This window comes from Stratiformator vulcanicus (assembly GCF_007744515.1).
GTDB lineage: Bacteria > Planctomycetota > Planctomycetia > Planctomycetales > Planctomycetaceae > Stratiformator > Stratiformator vulcanicus.
Genome location: NZ_CP036268.1, coordinates 4,884,467 through 4,901,970 on the forward strand (window position 1 = coordinate 4,884,467; position 17,504 = coordinate 4,901,970).

Here is a 17,504-nt window from a genome sequence, read left to right on the forward strand (position 1 = left end):
CGGTTATTCCTCTTCGATGCCCAAGAAGAAGTCGGAAACGCGGCACGAAAAGCCGGGGAGTACTTCTTCGCTTTCAACAGAGTCGCCTGCGCCCAGAGTCCGGAAAGCATCGTCCGCACGGAAAACGTAGACCCGACATTTTTCTGGATCAACGACCCAGACCAGCGCCGTTCCGGCGTCGAGGTATTGATCGACCTTGTCGGTGACCGCCGACCATCGGTCGGAGGGCGAGAGTACTTCGACCGCGAGATCGGGCGGGAAATCGAAGTAGGTCTGCAGGGAGACGCCCGATTCGAGACGCGATTTCCGCACGAAGGCCACATCCGGCCCTCGCACCGTGTCAGGACCTCGTTCCAGAATGAACCCGGTGTCGTTGGTCATGATCCGGCCTTTGGACTGGCGGGGTGACCATGTGGCAAGTAGTTCTGCGACGTTCTGACACACCATGCCGTGTAACGGTCTTGGCCGAGTCAATTCAATGATCTCCCCGCGTACGAGTTCCGCCAACGGCTCCGCCGGCATTTCGGCGAACTCGTCCGCGGTGATGAGTCGCGTCTCGGTGGAGAAAGACATGGCTGCACACTTGGAGATCAAGGAACTTGAAATTCTATTCTACCCCGACACCGCGGCCCGGAACCAGATGTCGGCTGCGCCGATCACCAGTAACCCGAGACTGATCACCGCGTTGACCTGAAAGAAGGCCACGTTGACCCGCGATAGGTCGTCGGGCCGGACCAGAGCGTGCTCGTAGATCAGCAGCAGGGAGATCGCGATCGCGCCGATCAGGAATAACCAACCGAGGTCGGCGGCGTACCACAGGCCGAATAGCCCGAGCACCGCGCATAGATGGCTGATCGCCGCGATTCGCAGCGCCGATCGGATGCCGAGCCTGGCGGGGATGCTGTTGAGACCGGCTTCAGCGTCAAACTCGGCATCTTGGCAGGCATAGAGAATGTCGAATCCGCCGACCCAGAAGAAGATGACCGCCGCCAGCAATACCGGGGGCCACGCGATCGTGCCCGTAATCGCAATCCATGCGGCGATCGGCGAGAGCATCAGCGCCGCAGCGAGCCAATAGTGGCACCACATCGTCCAGCGTTTGGCGAATGAATAGCCGAGCAAGAATGCGAGGACCGGAACGGAGAGGATCAGCGGCCACCAGTTGGGAAGGAACAGCAGCGTCGACAGTACAAACCCCGCGACGCAAATCCCGGTGAACGAGATCACGGCGGGAACGGACAGCAGCCCCGCGGGGATGTGTCGCCCTGCCGTCCTTGGATTCGCGGCATCGATCCGCCGATCGACGAGTCGATTGAAGGCCATCGCCGCGCTGCGGGCGAAAACCATGCAAAGCACGATTCCGAAGAGGTCAGGCCAACGGACGGGGACCTCCTGCCACGCCAAGACCGCTGAAAGCAGCGCAAATGGCAATGCGAAGACGGTGTGGCTGAAGCGGATCAGCCCGAGAAAATGGCGGAACATCAGGCCGATCTCGAGTGTCTGTGGCGGCTACCGAATCGACTGTGCCAGAAACTGATGTGGAGCCTCCGATCGCAACCGCTGCTGATGCGGAATATTCACACTCGATTCGAAAGAGGCGACGTTCGGCACCATGTCGCCGCGACATCGTATCCTCTGCCGACGGATTCGACACCCGATCGCCAAGTTCAGGCTTCGCCGGACACGCTCTGGCGATGACCGCCGTGCCTGACCTGCCTATTCCCAATTGTCGAGATCGGAATCTTCAACGGCGTCGTCCGCGCCGCCGGCATCGGCGACGATCTTCTGAAACTCTTCGCTGAACTCGGCGATCGCCTTGACGATTCGGACGCCGTCGTCGCCGGGCTGCTGCGACAAATCCACAACCTCAACCGTTCCCTCAAGCGACCGTGCCTCGACGGTCGGCGAGTTGAACGCTTCGCCGTTGGAGCGAAGCACGCGTGCTTCGCGACCGTCACTTAATTTGACATAGGAACCGAGCGGAAAGAGCGAAACCGTCCTCAATAGGGCACGAACCGCGGAGGGGTCGAACAATCCGGCTCGCGTATCCTGAAGGATTTTTTCGACGGCCTTGTAAGGCAACATCGCGGGACGGTGCGGTCGTGGCGACGCCAGCGCCACGTAGACATCGGCGACGGCGGCCACTTTGGAGAGAAAATGGATCTGCGTTGCGTCTCGCCCGCGCGGATAACCGCTGCCGTCACATCGTTCATGGATTTGGTACGCGATGAAGGCGGAGCGATTCGAAACGGCCCGCATATCCTTCATCATGTCAAAGACGACGACGGGGTGCTTCGTAATTTCAAGAAACTCGATATCGTTGAGGTGACGCGAAGACGAAAAGCCCTTTGTATTGATTTTCATCATCCCGGCGTCATGAATCAGACAGCCGAGTGAGAGTTCGCGAAGCGTCTGCTCGTCGAGCCCCAACTTGGTACCAATCGCGATTGCCAACATGCCGACATGCACGCTGTGTCTGGCGGGATACTTGCCCGATTCCGGGTTGATGCCCAGACAGGCAAATAGATCGGAATCGCCCATCAAGTCGCTCATGGCGCTATCGGCGATCTCCGAGAGTCCCTGAACGTCAAGCCCTTCACCGGAGGCGAGGGAATTGTAGATATCGGTGACGTGGTCGGCGGACTGATTCGCGTTGGCGTTAAACTGGTCGAACTGCTCCGCGTCGTAGCCGCTCGCTCCATGCTCGACGAGCGCTGCGGCGAAGGGGTCTCCTTGCGGAGGAAGCCCGAGCGCTCCGGCGGTCGACATCTCAACGTCGAGCGCCTGGGTCATCACGTTCTGAGCGTCGGTCACGACACCGCTGCGATTCGGCGCCGATTGGCGGGCAGCCCCAGGCTTGGGAATCTGATTGGTGCGCTGAACGCTCGGCGAGGCCAGCCGACTCAGTTCGGACTTGTGGACCTTAACGTTCGCAATGTTCCTGGCCTGCAATTTGGCGAGGAATTGATCGTTGATTATTTGCCCTTCGGCGAGCAGCAGCACGTCGCGTTCGTCAAATATCGGAGCGCGTAGCCGAGTTCCGCGACGAAGCGTGGCGGCCTCGATCGAGCGAAACTCTTCGGCTGACTGGTCAGCTCCTGACGTCGGCGATGGCGAGTCCAATTTCGGCGGTCGGACTAGAGAACTGTGGACGAAAAGCCGGGGCCTGCTCTCTAATTTTCGTCACTGAATTGCCTCGCCTCCCAAGTCCTTTCAGGTATTCCCCGCACTTTTAATTCCCGCACACCGGCAGGTAGGGAACGAACCGGTTACACTGGCAACGCGTAGGGAGAGTTCCCGATGTACTTCATTTTCACAAAGATTGCCTCATTGCACCGATGTCATGCCGCTAGATGTCGGCATTGGCGCTACTTTTGATCTTGGACGTTATCTTTCATGGCCGCGGCATCTTCAGCTCTGATCGCAGCGGATGTCGGAAATACCCGCGTCAAACTCGGGTACTTTGACGGAACACTCGACGCTTCTGGCCTCCCGGTCTGCGGCAGTCGGTTTGCGATCTCGGTCAATGCGTGTGCTGATCTTGGTCCGGTCAAACGTTGGCTCGACGAGACGGGAGCGGGTTCGGAACCGCGAGTCGTGGTTTCCGACGTGAATCCCGCGGTGACGCGTGACTTAACGCGGGCTTGGAAAGAACAACTCGGGACCAAGCCGGAACAGATCCGCCGACCCGACCCGCAAATTCTTGAGAACCGGACCGATCACCCCGCCCGCACCGGCCCCGATCGCCTGTTCAACGCGGTTGCCGCGAACGTGCTTCGACCGAAGGCCAAGCCCGCCATCATCATCGATGCCGGGACGGCGACGACGATCGATTTGGTCGCCGCGGACGGCGCCTTCGAAGGTGGGGCCATCCTTCCCGGCTTTGCACTCTCAGCACAGGCGCTCCAATCGTACACCGCGCTGCTGCCTCTGGTGGCTTCGGATGATGTGACTGACTCCCGGCCGAATCCGCTGGGTAGAAACACGCGCGATGCAATCCGCAGCGGTCTGTACTGGGGAGGTGTGGGTGCGGTCATCGAACTGGTTCGCCGGATCAGCATCGAACTCGACGATCAACCGGCGATCTATCTCACGGGGGGAGCCGCCCCCCGGCTCGTGCCGTACGTCGCCCAAGCCCGTCATCTTCCGACATTCGCCCTGCAAGGCATGGTCCTCACTTCCCGTCGATCAGCGGGAACTAGGGAGGAGAGCAATTGTGGCGACTAACACAGCCGACCAGGAAATTCGGAATCGTGCGGAAACGACGGACCAATAGGGGCGGCGGTTAATGAATTCGTCCGATATCGCTTGCCGGATCGAAGTGCTGACCGCGGCGGGTCGTGGAGCGATCGGCACGCTGCGATTTGTCGGCCCGGTCGATCTCATTGACGCCGCGGAGTGCTTTCGGGCAGCCAATGGGCGATCGATCGCCGATCAAATGACGAATCGCATTTTCTTCGGCCATTGGGGACGGGGAGAAGCGACCGAGGAGGTGGTACTGTGCCGAACGTCTGCTGACGAATTAGAAATCCACTGTCACGGCGGCTCCGCGGCGATCACTCGCATTCTAAACGATGTCCGTGCTGCCGGTGCGACTGTCGCGCGCGAAAGCACTTCTCCGGAGGATCAATCACACGGACTCAGCGACAAGTTCGCGCAGGTCGTCACGGGCGCGCTGACGGCGCGGACCGCCTTGCTCGCACTCGGCCAATTCAACGGCGCGTTCAACGTGTGGCTCGATCGCATTGAAGAGATCGACTCCGACTTTCAACTACGATCGGAAGTCGAAGCGGTCATCAGTCGCGGTGACGTGGGCATCCATCTGACCGCACCGTGGCAGGTGGTCCTCTACGGTCAGCCCAATGTCGGCAAATCGAGCCTGATCAACGCCCTGCTCGGATACGGCCGCGCAATCGTTTCGTCGACCGCCGGCACAACGCGAGACGTCGTCTCCGCAGAAACGGCGCTTGACGGCTGGCCGATTCGGCTCAGCGACACAGCCGGCTTGCGAGACAGTTCCGATGACATCGAGCAGGCCGGCATCGGTCGAGCACTCGAACAAATTGAAACGAGCGACTGCCGAATCCTCGTCATTGACGGCAGCCGGCCCCTCACGCCCGCTGAGCGGGAACTGTGCGAACAATCCCGCCCCAATATTGTCGTCCGGAACAAATCGGACCTGTCGACCGTGGCGGTGTTGCCTGCCAACTTTGAGGGCGTCGTAGTCTCAGCGACGACCGGCCGCGGGATCGATGAGTTGGCCGAGTTGATCGTCGACGAACTCGTCCCCGATCCGCCGACGCCCGAACTGCCGATACCCGTGACCCACCGCCAGATCGAGTTGCTGCGGGAGGCCGCCGACCTTGCGGCACATGGCCAGCAAACCGCAGCACTGGAAGTCTTGCAGCAGATGCGAACCGGCCAAGACGAATGGCCGACCCGAGAGTGAGTTCGTACCATTTTGCCCGGCCCTTTCCCTCCGCTTTCTGCCGCGTCGTTTGCTGGCTGAAATGAGATAAGCGCCTCGTCCGCACCTCAGTTTCGTAATGTCCGCCGTGACCGCGCCGCCTCCGCCCGACTCCTCTACAATGCACGCGTCGCCGCCGGCGAGTTGGTTGTTTGCTCCGGTTTCGATCGCGACTTTGGTTTATTTTCGGATCGGGCTCGGCCTGATTCTGCTGTGGGAATCGTACCGCTTTCTCAGCTCCGGCTGGGTTCAATCGCTCTTTCTCGACCCGCCGTTGCGGTTCACCTATTTCGGTTTCGGATGGGTTCCCATGCTCCCCGACCCGTGGCTGACGGGTGTCTTCTACGCGCTCGGGGGCCTCGGGATTTGCGTGGCCGCGGGGCTGCTGTATCGCATCACGATGCCGCTGCTGTTTTTGACATTCAGCTACATCTTCCTGCTGGACCAGTCTAATTACCTCAACCACTTTTATCTGGTGGTCATCATCTGCGGGTTGATGTGCTTGCTGCCGGCGTATCGAGCGTTCTCTCTCGACGCAAAGCTCTTTCCGGCAATCCGATCGCAGACCATGCCGCGATGGGTCCGCGAACTCCTTCGCTTTCAAATCGGTGTCGCGTACTTCTTCGGCGGGATCGCCAAGCTCAATCCCGATTGGCTCTCGGGCATTCCGATGCAATTGATGCTGATGGCGAACGACGACTTCCCGCTCGTCCGACCATTTTTCGGCGAAGTTTGGGTCGCGCTGCTCTTCGCGTACGGCGGACTGCTGCTCGATCTGCTGATTGTGCCGGCGCTGTGGTGGAAGCCGACACGAATCCCGGCACTCCTTGTGGCGGCTTCGTTCCATCTGATGAACGACATGCTGTTTCGGATCGGCATCTTCCCGTGGTTCATGCTCGCGGCGACGGTGATCCTTTGGCCGCCCTTCCCGCTCAGGCCGCTCGCCCTGCTGCGGATCTACGGTAGTTTGATCGTCATCCGACAGATTCTCGGCATTTTGGAGATCACCGATGAGGCTGTTCCGATGGAGAACGCCGTCGTCGCCGGACTCAGCGCGGCCGCGCTGAGCCTGTTCCTTTTTCGAAGATCGCGGCTGATCGGGCTGATCGGTTTCATTGCGATCCAAGTCGTCGGTGCCCTCCTGTTTGACGTCGCCGTGCCCGGTATTCTGTTCGAGCCGCAATGGGCGGGACTGGCGTTGCTACTGGTCTCAGCAATCGCCGCGGCGGTCCTGCTCTTTCCCCCACGAGCCCTTCGCGACCTCTCCGTGAGTCAGGAGCAGATGCCTCAACCGCTAAAAGATCGCTCCCCGGCACGGCAGGGACGTTGGGGGCAAACCGTCGTCCTGACAGGGTTGGTCCTACTCATGACTTGGCAGTGCCTCATGCCGCTAAGGCATTGGCTCTATCCGGGTGACGTCAGTTGGACCGAGGAAGGACACAAATATGCCTGGCACATGAAGCTGCGGGTGAAGGTCGCAGACTACGCTCACTTCTTCATCGTGGGAGAGGACGGCCGAACGCTGGCGGACGTGCCGATCTTCACGCCCGGCACCGACTTTCGCTACGACCGGCGCGGCGGAGCGGGCAACAAGGCGGATCGCGAGGCCGCGTTCGAGCAGTGGATCGACGACTTCATCGCACGGACGCAATTAACACCGCGGCAGGCTTCGACGATGTCGACCCGTCCCGAATTGATCCGGCAGTACGCGCATCAGTTGGCCGAGCGATTCGAAGAGGAATTCGCCGCGCCTGTCGGAGTGACGGCCAATATCGCGGTCTCCCTCAATGCCCGAGAGCCGCAGCTCCTGGTTTCGCCGGACGCTGATCTCTCGCAGAAGAATGCGACGTGGGCCCCGGCGGATTGGATTCTGCCAAACGAAGCCCTGCGGCCCGAGATTCGCCGATGGGATTAGCGAGACGCGGATGAGTTTAGCGGATTTGTAAGGCGTCTCGATCCGCTTACTTCGTGCGCGGCTTGTATTCGGCGATTTTCTATTTTCGGCGGGCACTGACCCCGCGACGTGATCGGGGCTGAATTGCGGCTGGTACCGGCCTCGTTCACAATGCGCAGTTCATTGAGCAAGCGGGCCGTCGGCGGCGTTCGTCGATGTCGGCCGGAAGTTGACGTGGGGCGAACGCGCCGGGGCTGCCAAGGATGAGCGACGAGCGCATTGGTGACTACGTGCTGGGGACCGTTTTGGGCCGCGGCACCGTGGGGACGGTCTATCGGGCGGTCCACCACAAAACGGGCGAGGCGGTGGCGCTCAAGGTCCTGCTGCCGCAGGTCTCCGAAGATGAAGACATCGTCGCGAGGTTCAACCGCGAGATCGAAATCCTTGAGAGGCTCAGTCACCCGAACGTGATCGCCCTCCACAGTTGGGGCCGCCACAAGGGGCAGCTTTACTACACGATGGAACTCGTCGAGGGAGGCACGCTCAAGCAACTGCTCCGCAATAAGATCAGCCTGCAGTGGCAGGACGCCGTCGAGATCGGCTGGCAGGTCTGCAGCGCCCTGCAGCACCTGCATAATCACGGCGTGATCCATCGCGACTTGAAACCGGCCAACCTGTTCTTCGCCGACGACGGCACGGTCAAACTCGGCGACTTCGGCATCGCCCTCGATACCGGGGCGACCGAGCTGACGCAAAGCGGCCTGACCGTCGGAACTTACATGTATATGTCGCCGGAGCAGATCCGCGGCGAGCGGGCGATCGGCCCGAAGACCGACATCTACGCCCTCGGCTGTCTGATTTACGAAATGGTGACCGGGCGGCCGCCGTTTCAGGGCGAGAATTTCGCCCAAATCTTCGACCAGCACCTGCAAACGCCGCCGCCTCCCATTTCAATTTACGACCCGTCGATCCCCGAAGAACTCGACGACCTCGTGCAGTTGATGCTGAAGAAGAACCCGGAGAAACGGCCCTTCAACGCGCGAACCGTCCAGGGAATGTTGGCTGAAGTCACGATGAAATGGGACGAGTCGAACGGAAAACGTGAGAGCAAGCGGAAGTCTCGCCAGAAGCCAGACATTTGGGCGATCGAGCGCCGCAAGCCCATTTTGGCCGAACTGATTCGTGAGACGAGGCCCGCCGACGTCAGAACACCCAGTTGGCTCATGATCGCGGTGATCGTCCTCGTCGCGATCTTGCTGGCGACACTCGGCCAGTTCGTCTCTTGAAATCCCGTCGTCGTGACAAGCCCGCGCCGCGAGCAAGGGACTCCACCGAACGATTCTGCAATCGTCCTTAAATCGTCAATCGAAGCATCGCAAAGATCGCAGCTACGGCGATGGCGAACACGGCGAAGAGGACCAATGCGGAACGAATATCGCTCTTCTCCCGGCGACCGATCGCAATCATGCCGTCCGTCATCGCCGCGAAGAGCCGATCGCGGTCCGACTCGTCACTCAGGACCCGCACCTCGTAACGGGACCGCTCATCGTCTTTGAGAAAACCCGCAATCGACTGCCATTGCTCGGTCTCCCGGTGTTTCGCCTCGACGGCGAAGCGGAACAACTGAACCCAACCGGGTCGGCTGATCGCCGCCAGTTCCAACTCGGTGACCCGGGCAGACCGGCCGAAATATCCCGATGCGTCGAGCCAATCCCGCAGGTCGCGCTCCGTGACTCGATTGGCGATCAGAGGCATGACGGCTGAAAGGTGAGAGGTTGGTGGTGAGAGGTAAGTGAACGCGGTGCTCGGGTTCTAAGCTGCGTTACATGACGTCTGTCCCGCCCCTTAGATGTGGCAGCCGCTGCGGCCGGTCTTCTCGAAGTATTGCTGGTGGTAGTCTTCGGCCGGGTAGAACGTCGGAGCCGGTTCGATCAGCGTGACGATCTGTCGTCGGTGCCGACCCGATTCGTTTTGCACCGCCATCGACGTCCGGGCCGCTTCGAGTTGCCCCTCGTCGTGCCCGAAGATCACCGACCGGTATTGAGAGCCGTAATCGGGTCCCTGCCGATTCAGTTGTGTCGGGTCATGAATCTTCCAGAAGACGTCCAGCAAATGCTCGTAGCTGGCGATCTCCGGATCGAATTCGACCTCGGTCACTTCGGCGTGGCCGGTGCTGCCGGAGCAGACCTGCTTATATGTCGGGTTCTCCGACTCCCCACCGGCATAGCCGACGCGTGTCGAGACGACGCCATCCGTTTTGCGGAACGCATCTTCAACCCCCCAGAAACAGCCCGCGCCAAACGTTGCTTTTTCAGTTGCCATCGATTTCTCCTCGAAAGTCGTATTCCATCATACGCGCTACCAGGGCGGCGGCGAGTTGCGTCTTACCATTGTCAGCCCCTAAGCTCTCGATCGACGCTCGCTGACCTAACGGGAAATCAGAACGATGAGAGTTCTCCTGTCTTTCGCCGTGCTTTGCGGCATCGCGGTGTTCGCTGACGCCGAAGATCAATCGCGGCCCAACTTCCTCTTTCTCCTCAGCGACGACCACCGAGGTGACGTGCTCGGCTGCGCGGGGCATCCGATCATCAAGACGCCGAACATCGACCGTCTCGCCGCCGAGGGCGTCCGATTCGAGAACGCGTATGTCACGACCTCGATCTGCGCCGCGAGCCGGGCGTCGATTTTGACCGGGCTCGTTGAGCGGACGCACCAGTTTACGTTCGGCACCCCGCCGCTGCACTGGAGCTACTGCGCGATCAGTTATCCGAGGCTGCTGCACGGGGCCGGTTACTACACGGGATTCGTCGGGAAGATCGGCATTCATTACGACGCTTCCATGCAGAGCAAGATGTTTGATTTCTACCGTCCGATGGGTCGGAACCCGTATTGGAAAGTGCGGCCCGACGGCACCCGCCGACACCTGACCGACCTGACCGCCGATATCGCGATCAAATTCTTGAAGAAACAGTCTGCTGATCAGCCATTTTGCCTCTCCGTCAGTTTCAACGCCGCGCACGCGGAAGACTCCGACAAGAAAGACCATTATCCGTGGCCGCCCTCGTCGAATGATCTCTACACCGACGTCACCTTCCCCGAACCGGAACTTTCCGACCCTGAGATTTTTGAAGCACACCCCGAGTTCCTTAAGGAATCAATGAACCGCGACCGCTACTTCTGGCGGTGGGATACACCCGAGAAGTTTCAGAAGAATATGCGTGGCTATTTCCGAATGCTCAGCGGGATGGATCACGCCATCGGCCGGATGCTGGACGAACTTGAAACGCTCGGCATGGATGACAACACAGTTGTCATCTTTCTGGGCGATAACGGTTACTACATGGGCTCGCGGGGGTTCGCCGGAAAGTGGTCTCACTATGAACAATCGCTCTCGGTGCCGCTCGTCATCCGCGATGCGCGGCAGCCGGATGATGCCAAGGGCAAAGTCGCGTCACAAATCGCATTGAATATCGATATCGCCCCGACGATCGTCGACCTCGCCGGACTCCCGATTCCTGAGCGGTATCAGGGAATGAGCCTCGCGCCGATTATTAAGAACGCCGATTTGTCCGAATGGCGTCACGAGTTCTTCTGTGAGCACCTAATGGACAATAAGCGGATTCCCAAGTGGGCGGGTGTGCGGGATGGACGATATAAATATGCCCGCTATTTCGAGCAGGACCCGCCCTATGAATTTCTGCACGACTTGAAAGACGATCCCGACGAACTCGTCAATCTTGCCGGCGATCCGGCAACTGATGACATTCTGATGCGAATGCGGACGAAGACCGACAACCTGCGATCGCAATTTAAATCGGACCGAACCAAGGGTTCTCAATAAGAGATTCCCCATTCGCCGGACTGCCGAGATATTCCTTGTTTTTCATGGCCGTCAGCTTTCGCGGGGCCGACCGGCCGTCTTTCGTTAGACGTTATTTCACGAATATATTAGACCGATATTTTCAGGGGCGTCACGCCCCGGGAGTCAGCCGACGTGTTCCCCCTCGACCTCGATAAATATGACCTGCAGGTCCACGACATCCGTCGGAACCTCGCCCCGGCCCAGCTCTACGTGGAAGCTCTGCGTGAAGATTCCAAGTGCAACATCGGAGACTCCGGAGCATTGATCGCTTACTCCGGCGAAAAGACCGGGCGGTCTCCCAAAGACAAACGCATCGTTCGCCACGCGAATTCCGAGGAAGACATTTGGTGGGGCACGGTCAACATTCCGATCGACCAGCACATTTTTGATACGAACCTGGAACGAGCAAAAGACTTTCTTAACACGAAAGAAAAGCTGTATGTCATTGATGCGTTCGCCGGCTGGGACCCCGCAACGCGAATTAAGATTCGCGTGATCTGTTCGCGACCTTACCACGCGTTGTTCATGCACACGATGCTCATTCGGCCGACGCCTGATGAGTTGGAAACATTCGGCGAGCCCGATGCTGTCATTTTCAATGCCGGGGAGTTTCCCGCCAACCGGCAGACGACGGGGATGACATCAAAAACGAGCGTTGACCTCAATTTTGAGACCTGTGAGTTCGTCATCCTCGGAACCGAATACGCGGGGGAAATGAAGAAAGGTGTCTTCACACTCGTCAATTATTTGATGCCGAAGCGGGGTATCCTGTCGATGCACTGCTCTGCGACGGCAGACAGAGAGACCGGTCGGTCGTCGGTGCTGTTCGGCCTTTCGGGGACCGGCAAGACGACTTTATCGGCCGACCCTGACCGGCTGCTCGTCGGCGATGATGAGCACTGCTGGTCGGACGACGGAATCTTTAATATCGAAGGCGGGTGCTACGCCAAAGCCATCGACCTGACGCCGTCTTCGGAGCCCGACATTTTCCAGGCGTTGCGCTTCGGCGCCGTGCTGGAAAACGTGGTCTATGACGCGGAGACGCACCACGTCGATTTTCACGACACCACGCTCACACAGAACACCCGTGGCGCGTATCCGATCGAGTTCATTAAGAACGCGAAGATTCCCTGCGTCGCCGGACACCCGACTGATGTGATCTTCTTAACGTGTGACGCCTTCGGCGTACTCCCACCGGTTAGCAAGCTGACGCCGGAACAGGCGATGTATCACTTTATTAGCGGTTACACCGCCAAGGTAGCCGGCACTGAGATGGGCGTGACCGAACCGCAGGCGACGTTCTCGCCCTGCTTCGGTGGGCCTTTCCTGGTGTGGAGTCCGATGAAATATGCCGAACTGCTCGCCGAGAAACTTCGCAAACACGGCACGAATGTGTGGCTGGTCAACACCGGCTGGAGCGGTGGCGCTTACGGCGAGGGTTCGCGAATGAAACTCAAGCTGACGCGAGCGATCGTCGACGCGATTCACAGGGGCAAACTCGTCGATGCACCAACCGAAGCCGACCCGGTCTTCGGGTTTCACGTGGTCACCGAATGTGAGGGCGTCCCTCCGGAAGCCCTTGTTCCGAAGAAGTCCTGGAGCGACCCCGTAAAGTTTGACGAGTCGGCGAGAAAACTTGCCGGTCTGTTCGCTAAGAACTTCGAGCAGTACGCGCCGCTGTGTACTGACGAGGTCAAAGCCGCGGGGCCGCGAATTTAGAAACAAAAATGAAGGCCGACCGACGAAAACGTCGGCCGACCTTACTTCAGTTAATGACGACGATCGCCGTCAGACTACTTATTGCAGCCGTCCGCACAGCAACCGGTTCCGCAGACGCACACGCCCGTTTCCGGGCAATCGCACTCACCGGTGCAATTGCAGACTTCACAGGGACAGGCCGGTCCTGCCGAACTGGTGAGGCCAGCGAAACCGAACCCCATCCCGGCGGACAACACTGCGGCCACGACGACAGCACTGATTTTGGTCAACATGAAATTACTCCTGGGTATTGATAGTAGGCTCGTCGCCGCACGGGGCGACGAGTGAAATTGAAGGACAGTTTTCTCTCAGCCCGTTGCGGGGGCATGGAGCAAGTCGCATCAATTCCGCCAGGAGCAATGCTTCGTTCGGACTTCTCGGCCCGAAAGAGACGGCGTGTCGAGTTGATCCCGCGTCACCGCGATTGTGCAGTGAGCGGCCGGCCGAACGGTCGGTCGGCTCAGACTCGCGACCGACACCAATTCCGACTTCGGCTGCTCGGGAATCGCCTCATTCTGAATTTCTTGACAGCACTGGCACCCGCCCAATCCGAGTGCGCACCGGCTCGGCCCTTTGCTCTGAGCGCTTGTCGGCTCATCCGCATCATCAGATCCATTGGGCTGAAGATCAGGGCGGCGACAGCACGAGGCAGTCGGCGATTTATCTGCTTCTTTAGCCGGTCCCGCACAGCAGGGCGAAACAACCGGCTCGGCGGAAGCGCAGCTCTTCGCAACATCGCTGCAGCAACAGTTCCCCCTCAGCTTCAACGACCCGGCCACCGGCGCGGAAAATAGCGCCAGCGCGGCCGCACAAAGGACGACCTTCCGACCGATGTCGTTAAGGTGAAATGACCAACTCATAACGAAAGACTATGCGATCAGCGATGAGTTGAAAAGTGGATTTCGCCTGAACGGTGGCTTAGCCGCTAAACGCCACGTAAATGTGTTTAGCGAAAATCGCAGCGGCGGTAATCACCGCAGCCGCCCCGGCGGTCATGACCAGGGCCATCGCCAGTCGGGTCATCCGCCGATGGGAATCGGCGGGTAGATCTTCATGGACGGAAGCAAATTCCAAGACCACTTGGTGAACCAACTCGGCGGCAATGATCGCGGCAAAGGCAAATACAAGCACGCACCATTCGATCGCCGTGAGCCCGAACGCCAGCGCGCCGGCAGCAACCAGGGCGCCGCTGAAGAAATGGACGAAGAAGATGCTGTCGCGGCGAAAGGCCTGCGTCATCCCTCGCTCGGCTTCAGCCAGCCGATGACGCCACCCCGCGCGGCGACGGACGGTCCGTCGTTCGCCGTCGGGTGCGTCACGTCGAATTTTTCGATCCACGACTTGCATGGCATTTCGCCTCCGTGCTGCAAACAGCTTGCCGATTGATATCAGTAAGAGTGCTAACGCCCCAGCCCAAATAGTCCGGCCAGGCCGGGATTGGCCGCACGCGGTCCGAATCTCGGCTCGATCATGAAACCGCCCCCGACATTGTTGGTTGCGACATCATTTTGGAACGTGAAGTGATAAAGGAAATCGGCACCAACTCGGGTCAGTTGTGCGACCTGAGCGCGATTTTCAGGATTTTGGATGTCGACAATAAAGCTGGCATTCGTCAGCCACTTCGGACTCAGTTCGTACTGGTAGCTCAGAATGAGCATATTGAGCGGATCACCTCCCGCGTCAATGTGCTGGAAGTATGAGGTGAATGTGCCCCGCCGACCGCGTGAGAGTTCGAATCCGGCGGCGTAGGTTTTTGACGCGTTTTCAAAGAACTCAGTCGTTCCATTGGCGAACAACGTGGTTCGGTCTCCGACGTGCCAACGGTAGTCGAAGCCGACGAGGCCGAGTTCTTCGCCAAAGTTGTCTCGCATGGCATCGGGGAACAGCGACGCTTCCAGATCGAGCGTCATCCAATCCTGAATTCTCAGGTTGCCGGGCGGACCCCGTTTGGTTTGGAGGCGCTGCCTCAGTGCCAGTCGGATCACTTCCTGATCTTCGACCAGTTCGTAAACGGGACTGGTGACCGGCAGGCCGACCCCGGTTCGAATGCCGTACAAACGAGGATCAAACTGATCCGGCCGTCGACCGAAGTTCATTCGAGTGATTTCCTGAGCGTCATCGTCCAGATCGTTGTACTGCGCGATTTCTCCCAGCGGCTGCGTCGTATCGGTGTAGCGGTATTCCGCTTCAAGCCGCGCTTTGTGCATCAGGCCGTTCACGTTGAAGAGTCGGCTGTGCACATTCCGGTACAATTTTTTGGCCTGAATACTGGCTCGAAGTCCGGGTGAAATCGTAAAGCGGGTGATGTCGTCGCCGGTGAGACCCTGCTGCTGGAACAGTGCGTCCCCCATTACGAACGGAACGACGTTGAGCGCGCCGAAGGACAACGGAGCGGCCAATTCGTGACGCGTCATAAACACGCCGCCTTCGACGTCGGAAAGATAAGGGAGCGGCGTGAAACTGTTGGCGTAGCCTGCGCCGTAGACGTTCGGATCGGGCAGGTCCCCGGGATTGATGTCGCCGTAACCCGCCTGTGTGTGCTGAGACCAAGTCAGGCGTCCGTCAAACAGCGGTTCCGACAGGCCATATGTGTCGAATCGCGGGTACCACCCGGTCGCCGGGTCGAAGTCATTGACCGGCACAAAGCCGAGGCCGCTCCAAGCCCAGTTTTCGACTGCCTGGGAAAAGTAGAGATAGTTCTCCGTATTTTTGTCGCTGCGAAATTCGGTCTGGTAGTACTGCTCGAGGAAGTTCCGGTCCGACTCGACTCCGACTTCGAACAGCATCCGAGAATGATCGACTTTGCCGAATCCGTCCGGAAATTGATGCTGATGGCGATAGAGCAGTCGCCCGCGATTCTGCGTCTCGATCGGAATCGATCCGCGTAAGCCGCCGCCAAGCGTGTCCTCGCCCCCATCGTTGACGTAATAGCCGAGGAAGTTCGTCGTCGAATATCCCGGAATACCCAACGGGTCGACTCTTGCTGCCCGGCCGCTGAAGCCGGTCGCCGGACCACGTTTACCGTAATAGTCGGCCAAGACGTTGAGTTCGACGTTCGGCGGACGCTCCTGCCCGAGTACGGAAAAGACGTCCCACGCCGTTTGCACTCTGGCCCCGAATATCTGATCGAAGCCGACTGACAGCGTTTTGAGAGGAATGCCCGGATCGGTAGCCGGGCCGGAGAGCTTGGGCGAATAGAAGATCGGGACGTCATGCACCATGAACTTGTTGTCATAGCTGCGAAACCATGGCGTCTCCGTTGTCGTTTGGCCGGTGCGCGGATCGACGACGGTGTCCCCCAGTCCCAGCCAAGGCACGTCGTACCGCGGTTCCAGAAAGATTTCTTTTGCCTGCAGGCGGTAGCCGGGCTTGCCGAACTTGCTCGTTGAGAGCCAGGCGTTTTCCGCTTTGAATCGGCTCTTGGTGATTTGCCGGAGCCTGTCGGCCCGGACGCGAAGTTCCGCCCCGAGATCGGGCATGAACGTCCGGATCTCCGCGTCGTCAAGTAGGGCCTTCTCTTGGCGAGCGTCGTAGACGGCCTTTTTGGCCCGCATCACACGCCCGCCCTGACGAATGACGATATTGCCTTCGAGATAGACGGTGAACGGTGTATCTCGGCTTTGAACACTCTCGGCTTGAAATTCCGACCCGCCGCCCGGGGTTCTCGTCCATATCACGATGCGATCTGCCGACAGGTCAACGAGGTCGGTCTCGCCCAGTTGCACGCCGTCGATGACCAAATTGACGCCGCCGGTCAGCACGATGATCTGCTCGGACGGAATCGTCTTGGTCGACTCATAACTCAGAACGTCGTAGGGGACCGCGCTACGCGGAAAAATCCGCACGCGGCGAAGGGCCCCGAGCTCAGAATTCGGATCAGGCGCCGGAAGTTCGGCGATCGGCATCGGGTCGACCAACGTCACCGCGGCTCGGCCGGGCTCATCGGATGACTGCCCGATCTCCGATTTCAACCGAGCCAGCGCACGTTGATAGAGCGGATCTTCGACCGCGACCGATTGTTCAATCGGATTGCGTGAGGCAACGTCCAGTTCCAAGCCGCCGGAACCATCGCGGCGAATCAAGCCGGAATTGCCACGGGCCGGGCCGCCCCGCACTCGCGCGTCACCTTCAAGGTAAAGCAGAACCCGCCCGGCGGCGTCTTTCCAGATGATCGCGCTCTCGCCCGAGGCTGTGAAGTTGCCCTGTTCGATTTTCACCCGCGTTCGCAGCAGCGTGACGTCGAACCCTTCCTCGCGCCATTCCAGCGCCATGCCTGCCGAGACCGAAATGGGATCGGGATCCGGCGGTGGAGCGGGGGCGGGCGGAACGTCCTCGGCACAGACCGGGAGCGCGGCCATCGCCAACAGGGCGAAAGCGCACGATCGAACGGTCGCGAGGACTACTCGCTGATTGGGGAAATGGCCCAGCACGGATTCTCCCGGAATCCTTCCGGAGCGGCGTCAGACATCGAAGGTGATCAGCGTGGAGCGGACATCCTGTCCGCGGGTGGAGCCGCCGAATGG

14 protein-coding genes are annotated in these 17,504 nt (G+C 59.6%); 6 read left to right on the forward strand and 8 right to left on the reverse strand.

The window, feature by feature from the left end; all coding sequences use genetic code 11:
* Positions 1 to 3: 3 nt before the first annotated feature.
* From Pan189_RS19510 to Pan189_RS19520, 3 genes are all read right to left on the reverse strand, one after another.
* Entirely contained in the window at positions 4 to 573 is a 570-nt protein-coding gene (locus Pan189_RS19510; RefSeq protein ID WP_145365756.1) for a Uma2 family endonuclease, read from the reverse strand.
* Between the two features lie 39 nt (positions 574 to 612).
* Complete coding sequence (locus Pan189_RS19515; protein WP_145365757.1) at positions 613 to 1,482, reverse strand: UbiA-like polyprenyltransferase; 870 nt, start codon at positions 1,480 to 1,482, stop codon at positions 613 to 615.
* Positions 1,483 to 1,716: 234 nt separating this feature from the next.
* Entirely contained in the window at positions 1,717 to 3,123 is a 1,407-nt protein-coding gene (locus Pan189_RS19520) for an HD-GYP domain-containing protein (RefSeq protein WP_145365758.1), read from the reverse strand.
* A gap of 273 nt (positions 3,124 to 3,396) precedes the next feature.
* On the opposite strand from Pan189_RS19520, the gene Pan189_RS19525 reads away from it, so the two are divergent.
* The 4 genes from Pan189_RS19525 to Pan189_RS19540 all read left to right on the forward strand — a co-directional run bounded on the left by Pan189_RS19525 (position 3,397) and on the right by Pan189_RS19540 (position 8,647).
* Positions 3,397 to 4,227, forward strand: coding sequence for a type III pantothenate kinase (locus tag Pan189_RS19525; protein WP_145365759.1), 831 nt, complete (start codon positions 3,397 to 3,399; stop codon positions 4,225 to 4,227).
* A 61-nt stretch (positions 4,228 to 4,288) separates the two neighbouring features.
* Positions 4,289 to 5,449, forward strand: coding sequence for a GTPase (locus tag Pan189_RS19530; RefSeq protein WP_145365760.1), 1,161 nt, complete (start codon positions 4,289 to 4,291; stop codon positions 5,447 to 5,449).
* A gap of 97 nt (positions 5,450 to 5,546) precedes the next feature.
* Complete coding sequence (locus Pan189_RS19535; protein WP_145365761.1) at positions 5,547 to 7,382, forward strand: HTTM domain-containing protein; 1,836 nt, start codon at positions 5,547 to 5,549, stop codon at positions 7,380 to 7,382.
* Positions 7,383 to 7,624: 242 nt separating this feature from the next.
* Positions 7,625 to 8,647 (forward strand): serine/threonine protein kinase, encoded by a 1,023-nt coding sequence (locus Pan189_RS19540; protein ID WP_145365762.1) that lies wholly within the window; start codon positions 7,625 to 7,627, stop codon positions 8,645 to 8,647.
* A 67-nt stretch (positions 8,648 to 8,714) separates the two neighbouring features.
* On the opposite strand, the gene Pan189_RS19545 is transcribed toward Pan189_RS19540, so the two are convergent.
* Both Pan189_RS19545 and msrA read right to left on the reverse strand, forming a co-directional pair.
* Positions 8,715 to 9,116: a hypothetical protein gene (locus Pan189_RS19545; protein WP_145365763.1), complete on the reverse strand. Its 402-nt coding sequence runs from the start codon at positions 9,114 to 9,116 to the stop codon at positions 8,715 to 8,717.
* Positions 9,117 to 9,206: 90 nt separating this feature from the next.
* Positions 9,207 to 9,683: a peptide-methionine (S)-S-oxide reductase MsrA gene (gene msrA, locus Pan189_RS19550; RefSeq protein WP_145365764.1), complete on the reverse strand. Its 477-nt coding sequence runs from the start codon at positions 9,681 to 9,683 to the stop codon at positions 9,207 to 9,209.
* A 124-nt stretch (positions 9,684 to 9,807) separates the two neighbouring features.
* On the opposite strand from msrA, the gene Pan189_RS19555 reads away from it, so the two are divergent.
* Entirely contained in the window at positions 9,808 to 11,202 is a 1,395-nt protein-coding gene (locus Pan189_RS19555; protein ID WP_145365765.1) for a sulfatase family protein, read from the forward strand.
* 153 nt (positions 11,203 to 11,355) lie between these two features.
* Positions 11,356 to 12,942 (forward strand): phosphoenolpyruvate carboxykinase (ATP), encoded by a 1,587-nt coding sequence (pckA, locus tag Pan189_RS19560; RefSeq protein ID WP_145365766.1) that lies wholly within the window; start codon positions 11,356 to 11,358, stop codon positions 12,940 to 12,942.
* 74 nt (positions 12,943 to 13,016) lie between these two features.
* Here pckA and Pan189_RS19565 read toward each other — a convergent pair whose 3' ends face one another.
* The 3 genes from Pan189_RS19565 to Pan189_RS19575 all read right to left on the reverse strand — a co-directional run bounded on the left by Pan189_RS19565 (position 13,017) and on the right by Pan189_RS19575 (position 17,411).
* The gene (locus tag Pan189_RS19565; protein WP_145365767.1) at positions 13,017 to 13,214 is read right to left on the reverse strand and encodes a hypothetical protein; all 198 of its coding nucleotides are present in this window, start codon (positions 13,212 to 13,214) and stop codon (positions 13,017 to 13,019) included.
* A 685-nt stretch (positions 13,215 to 13,899) separates the two neighbouring features.
* Positions 13,900 to 14,220, reverse strand: coding sequence for a diacylglycerol kinase (locus tag Pan189_RS19570; protein ID WP_310820808.1), 321 nt, complete (start codon positions 14,218 to 14,220; stop codon positions 13,900 to 13,902).
* 161 nt (positions 14,221 to 14,381) lie between these two features.
* Positions 14,382 to 17,411, reverse strand: a complete 3,030-nt coding sequence (locus Pan189_RS19575) for an LPS-assembly protein LptD (protein ID WP_145365769.1) — start codon at positions 17,409 to 17,411, stop codon at positions 14,382 to 14,384.
* Positions 17,412 to 17,504 lie beyond the last annotated feature (93 nt).

Coding starts and splice junctions, on each gene's coding strand:
- Pan189_RS19525 (WP_145365759.1), top strand. CDS start 3,397: ATGGCCGCGGCATCTTCAGCTCTGATCGCAGCGGATGTCGGAAATACC.
- Pan189_RS19510 (WP_145365756.1), bottom strand. CDS start 573: ATGTCTTTCTCCACCGAGACGCGACTCATCACCGCGGACGAGTTCGCC.
- Pan189_RS19540 (WP_145365762.1), top strand. CDS start 7,625: ATGAGCGACGAGCGCATTGGTGACTACGTGCTGGGGACCGTTTTGGGC.
- Pan189_RS19535 (WP_145365761.1), top strand. CDS start 5,547: ATGTCCGCCGTGACCGCGCCGCCTCCGCCCGACTCCTCTACAATGCAC.
- Pan189_RS19530 (WP_145365760.1), top strand. CDS start 4,289: ATGAATTCGTCCGATATCGCTTGCCGGATCGAAGTGCTGACCGCGGCG.
- Pan189_RS19565 (WP_145365767.1), bottom strand. CDS start 13,214: ATGTTGACCAAAATCAGTGCTGTCGTCGTGGCCGCAGTGTTGTCCGCC.
- Pan189_RS19555 (WP_145365765.1), top strand. CDS start 9,808: ATGAGAGTTCTCCTGTCTTTCGCCGTGCTTTGCGGCATCGCGGTGTTC.
- Pan189_RS19545 (WP_145365763.1), bottom strand. CDS start 9,116: ATGCCTCTGATCGCCAATCGAGTCACGGAGCGCGACCTGCGGGATTGG.
- Pan189_RS19570 (WP_310820808.1), bottom strand. CDS start 14,220: ATGACGCAGGCCTTTCGCCGCGACAGCATCTTCTTCGTCCATTTCTTC.
- msrA (WP_145365764.1), bottom strand. CDS start 9,683: ATGGCAACTGAAAAAGCAACGTTTGGCGCGGGCTGTTTCTGGGGGGTT.
- Pan189_RS19515 (WP_145365757.1), bottom strand. CDS start 1,482: ATGTTCCGCCATTTTCTCGGGCTGATCCGCTTCAGCCACACCGTCTTC.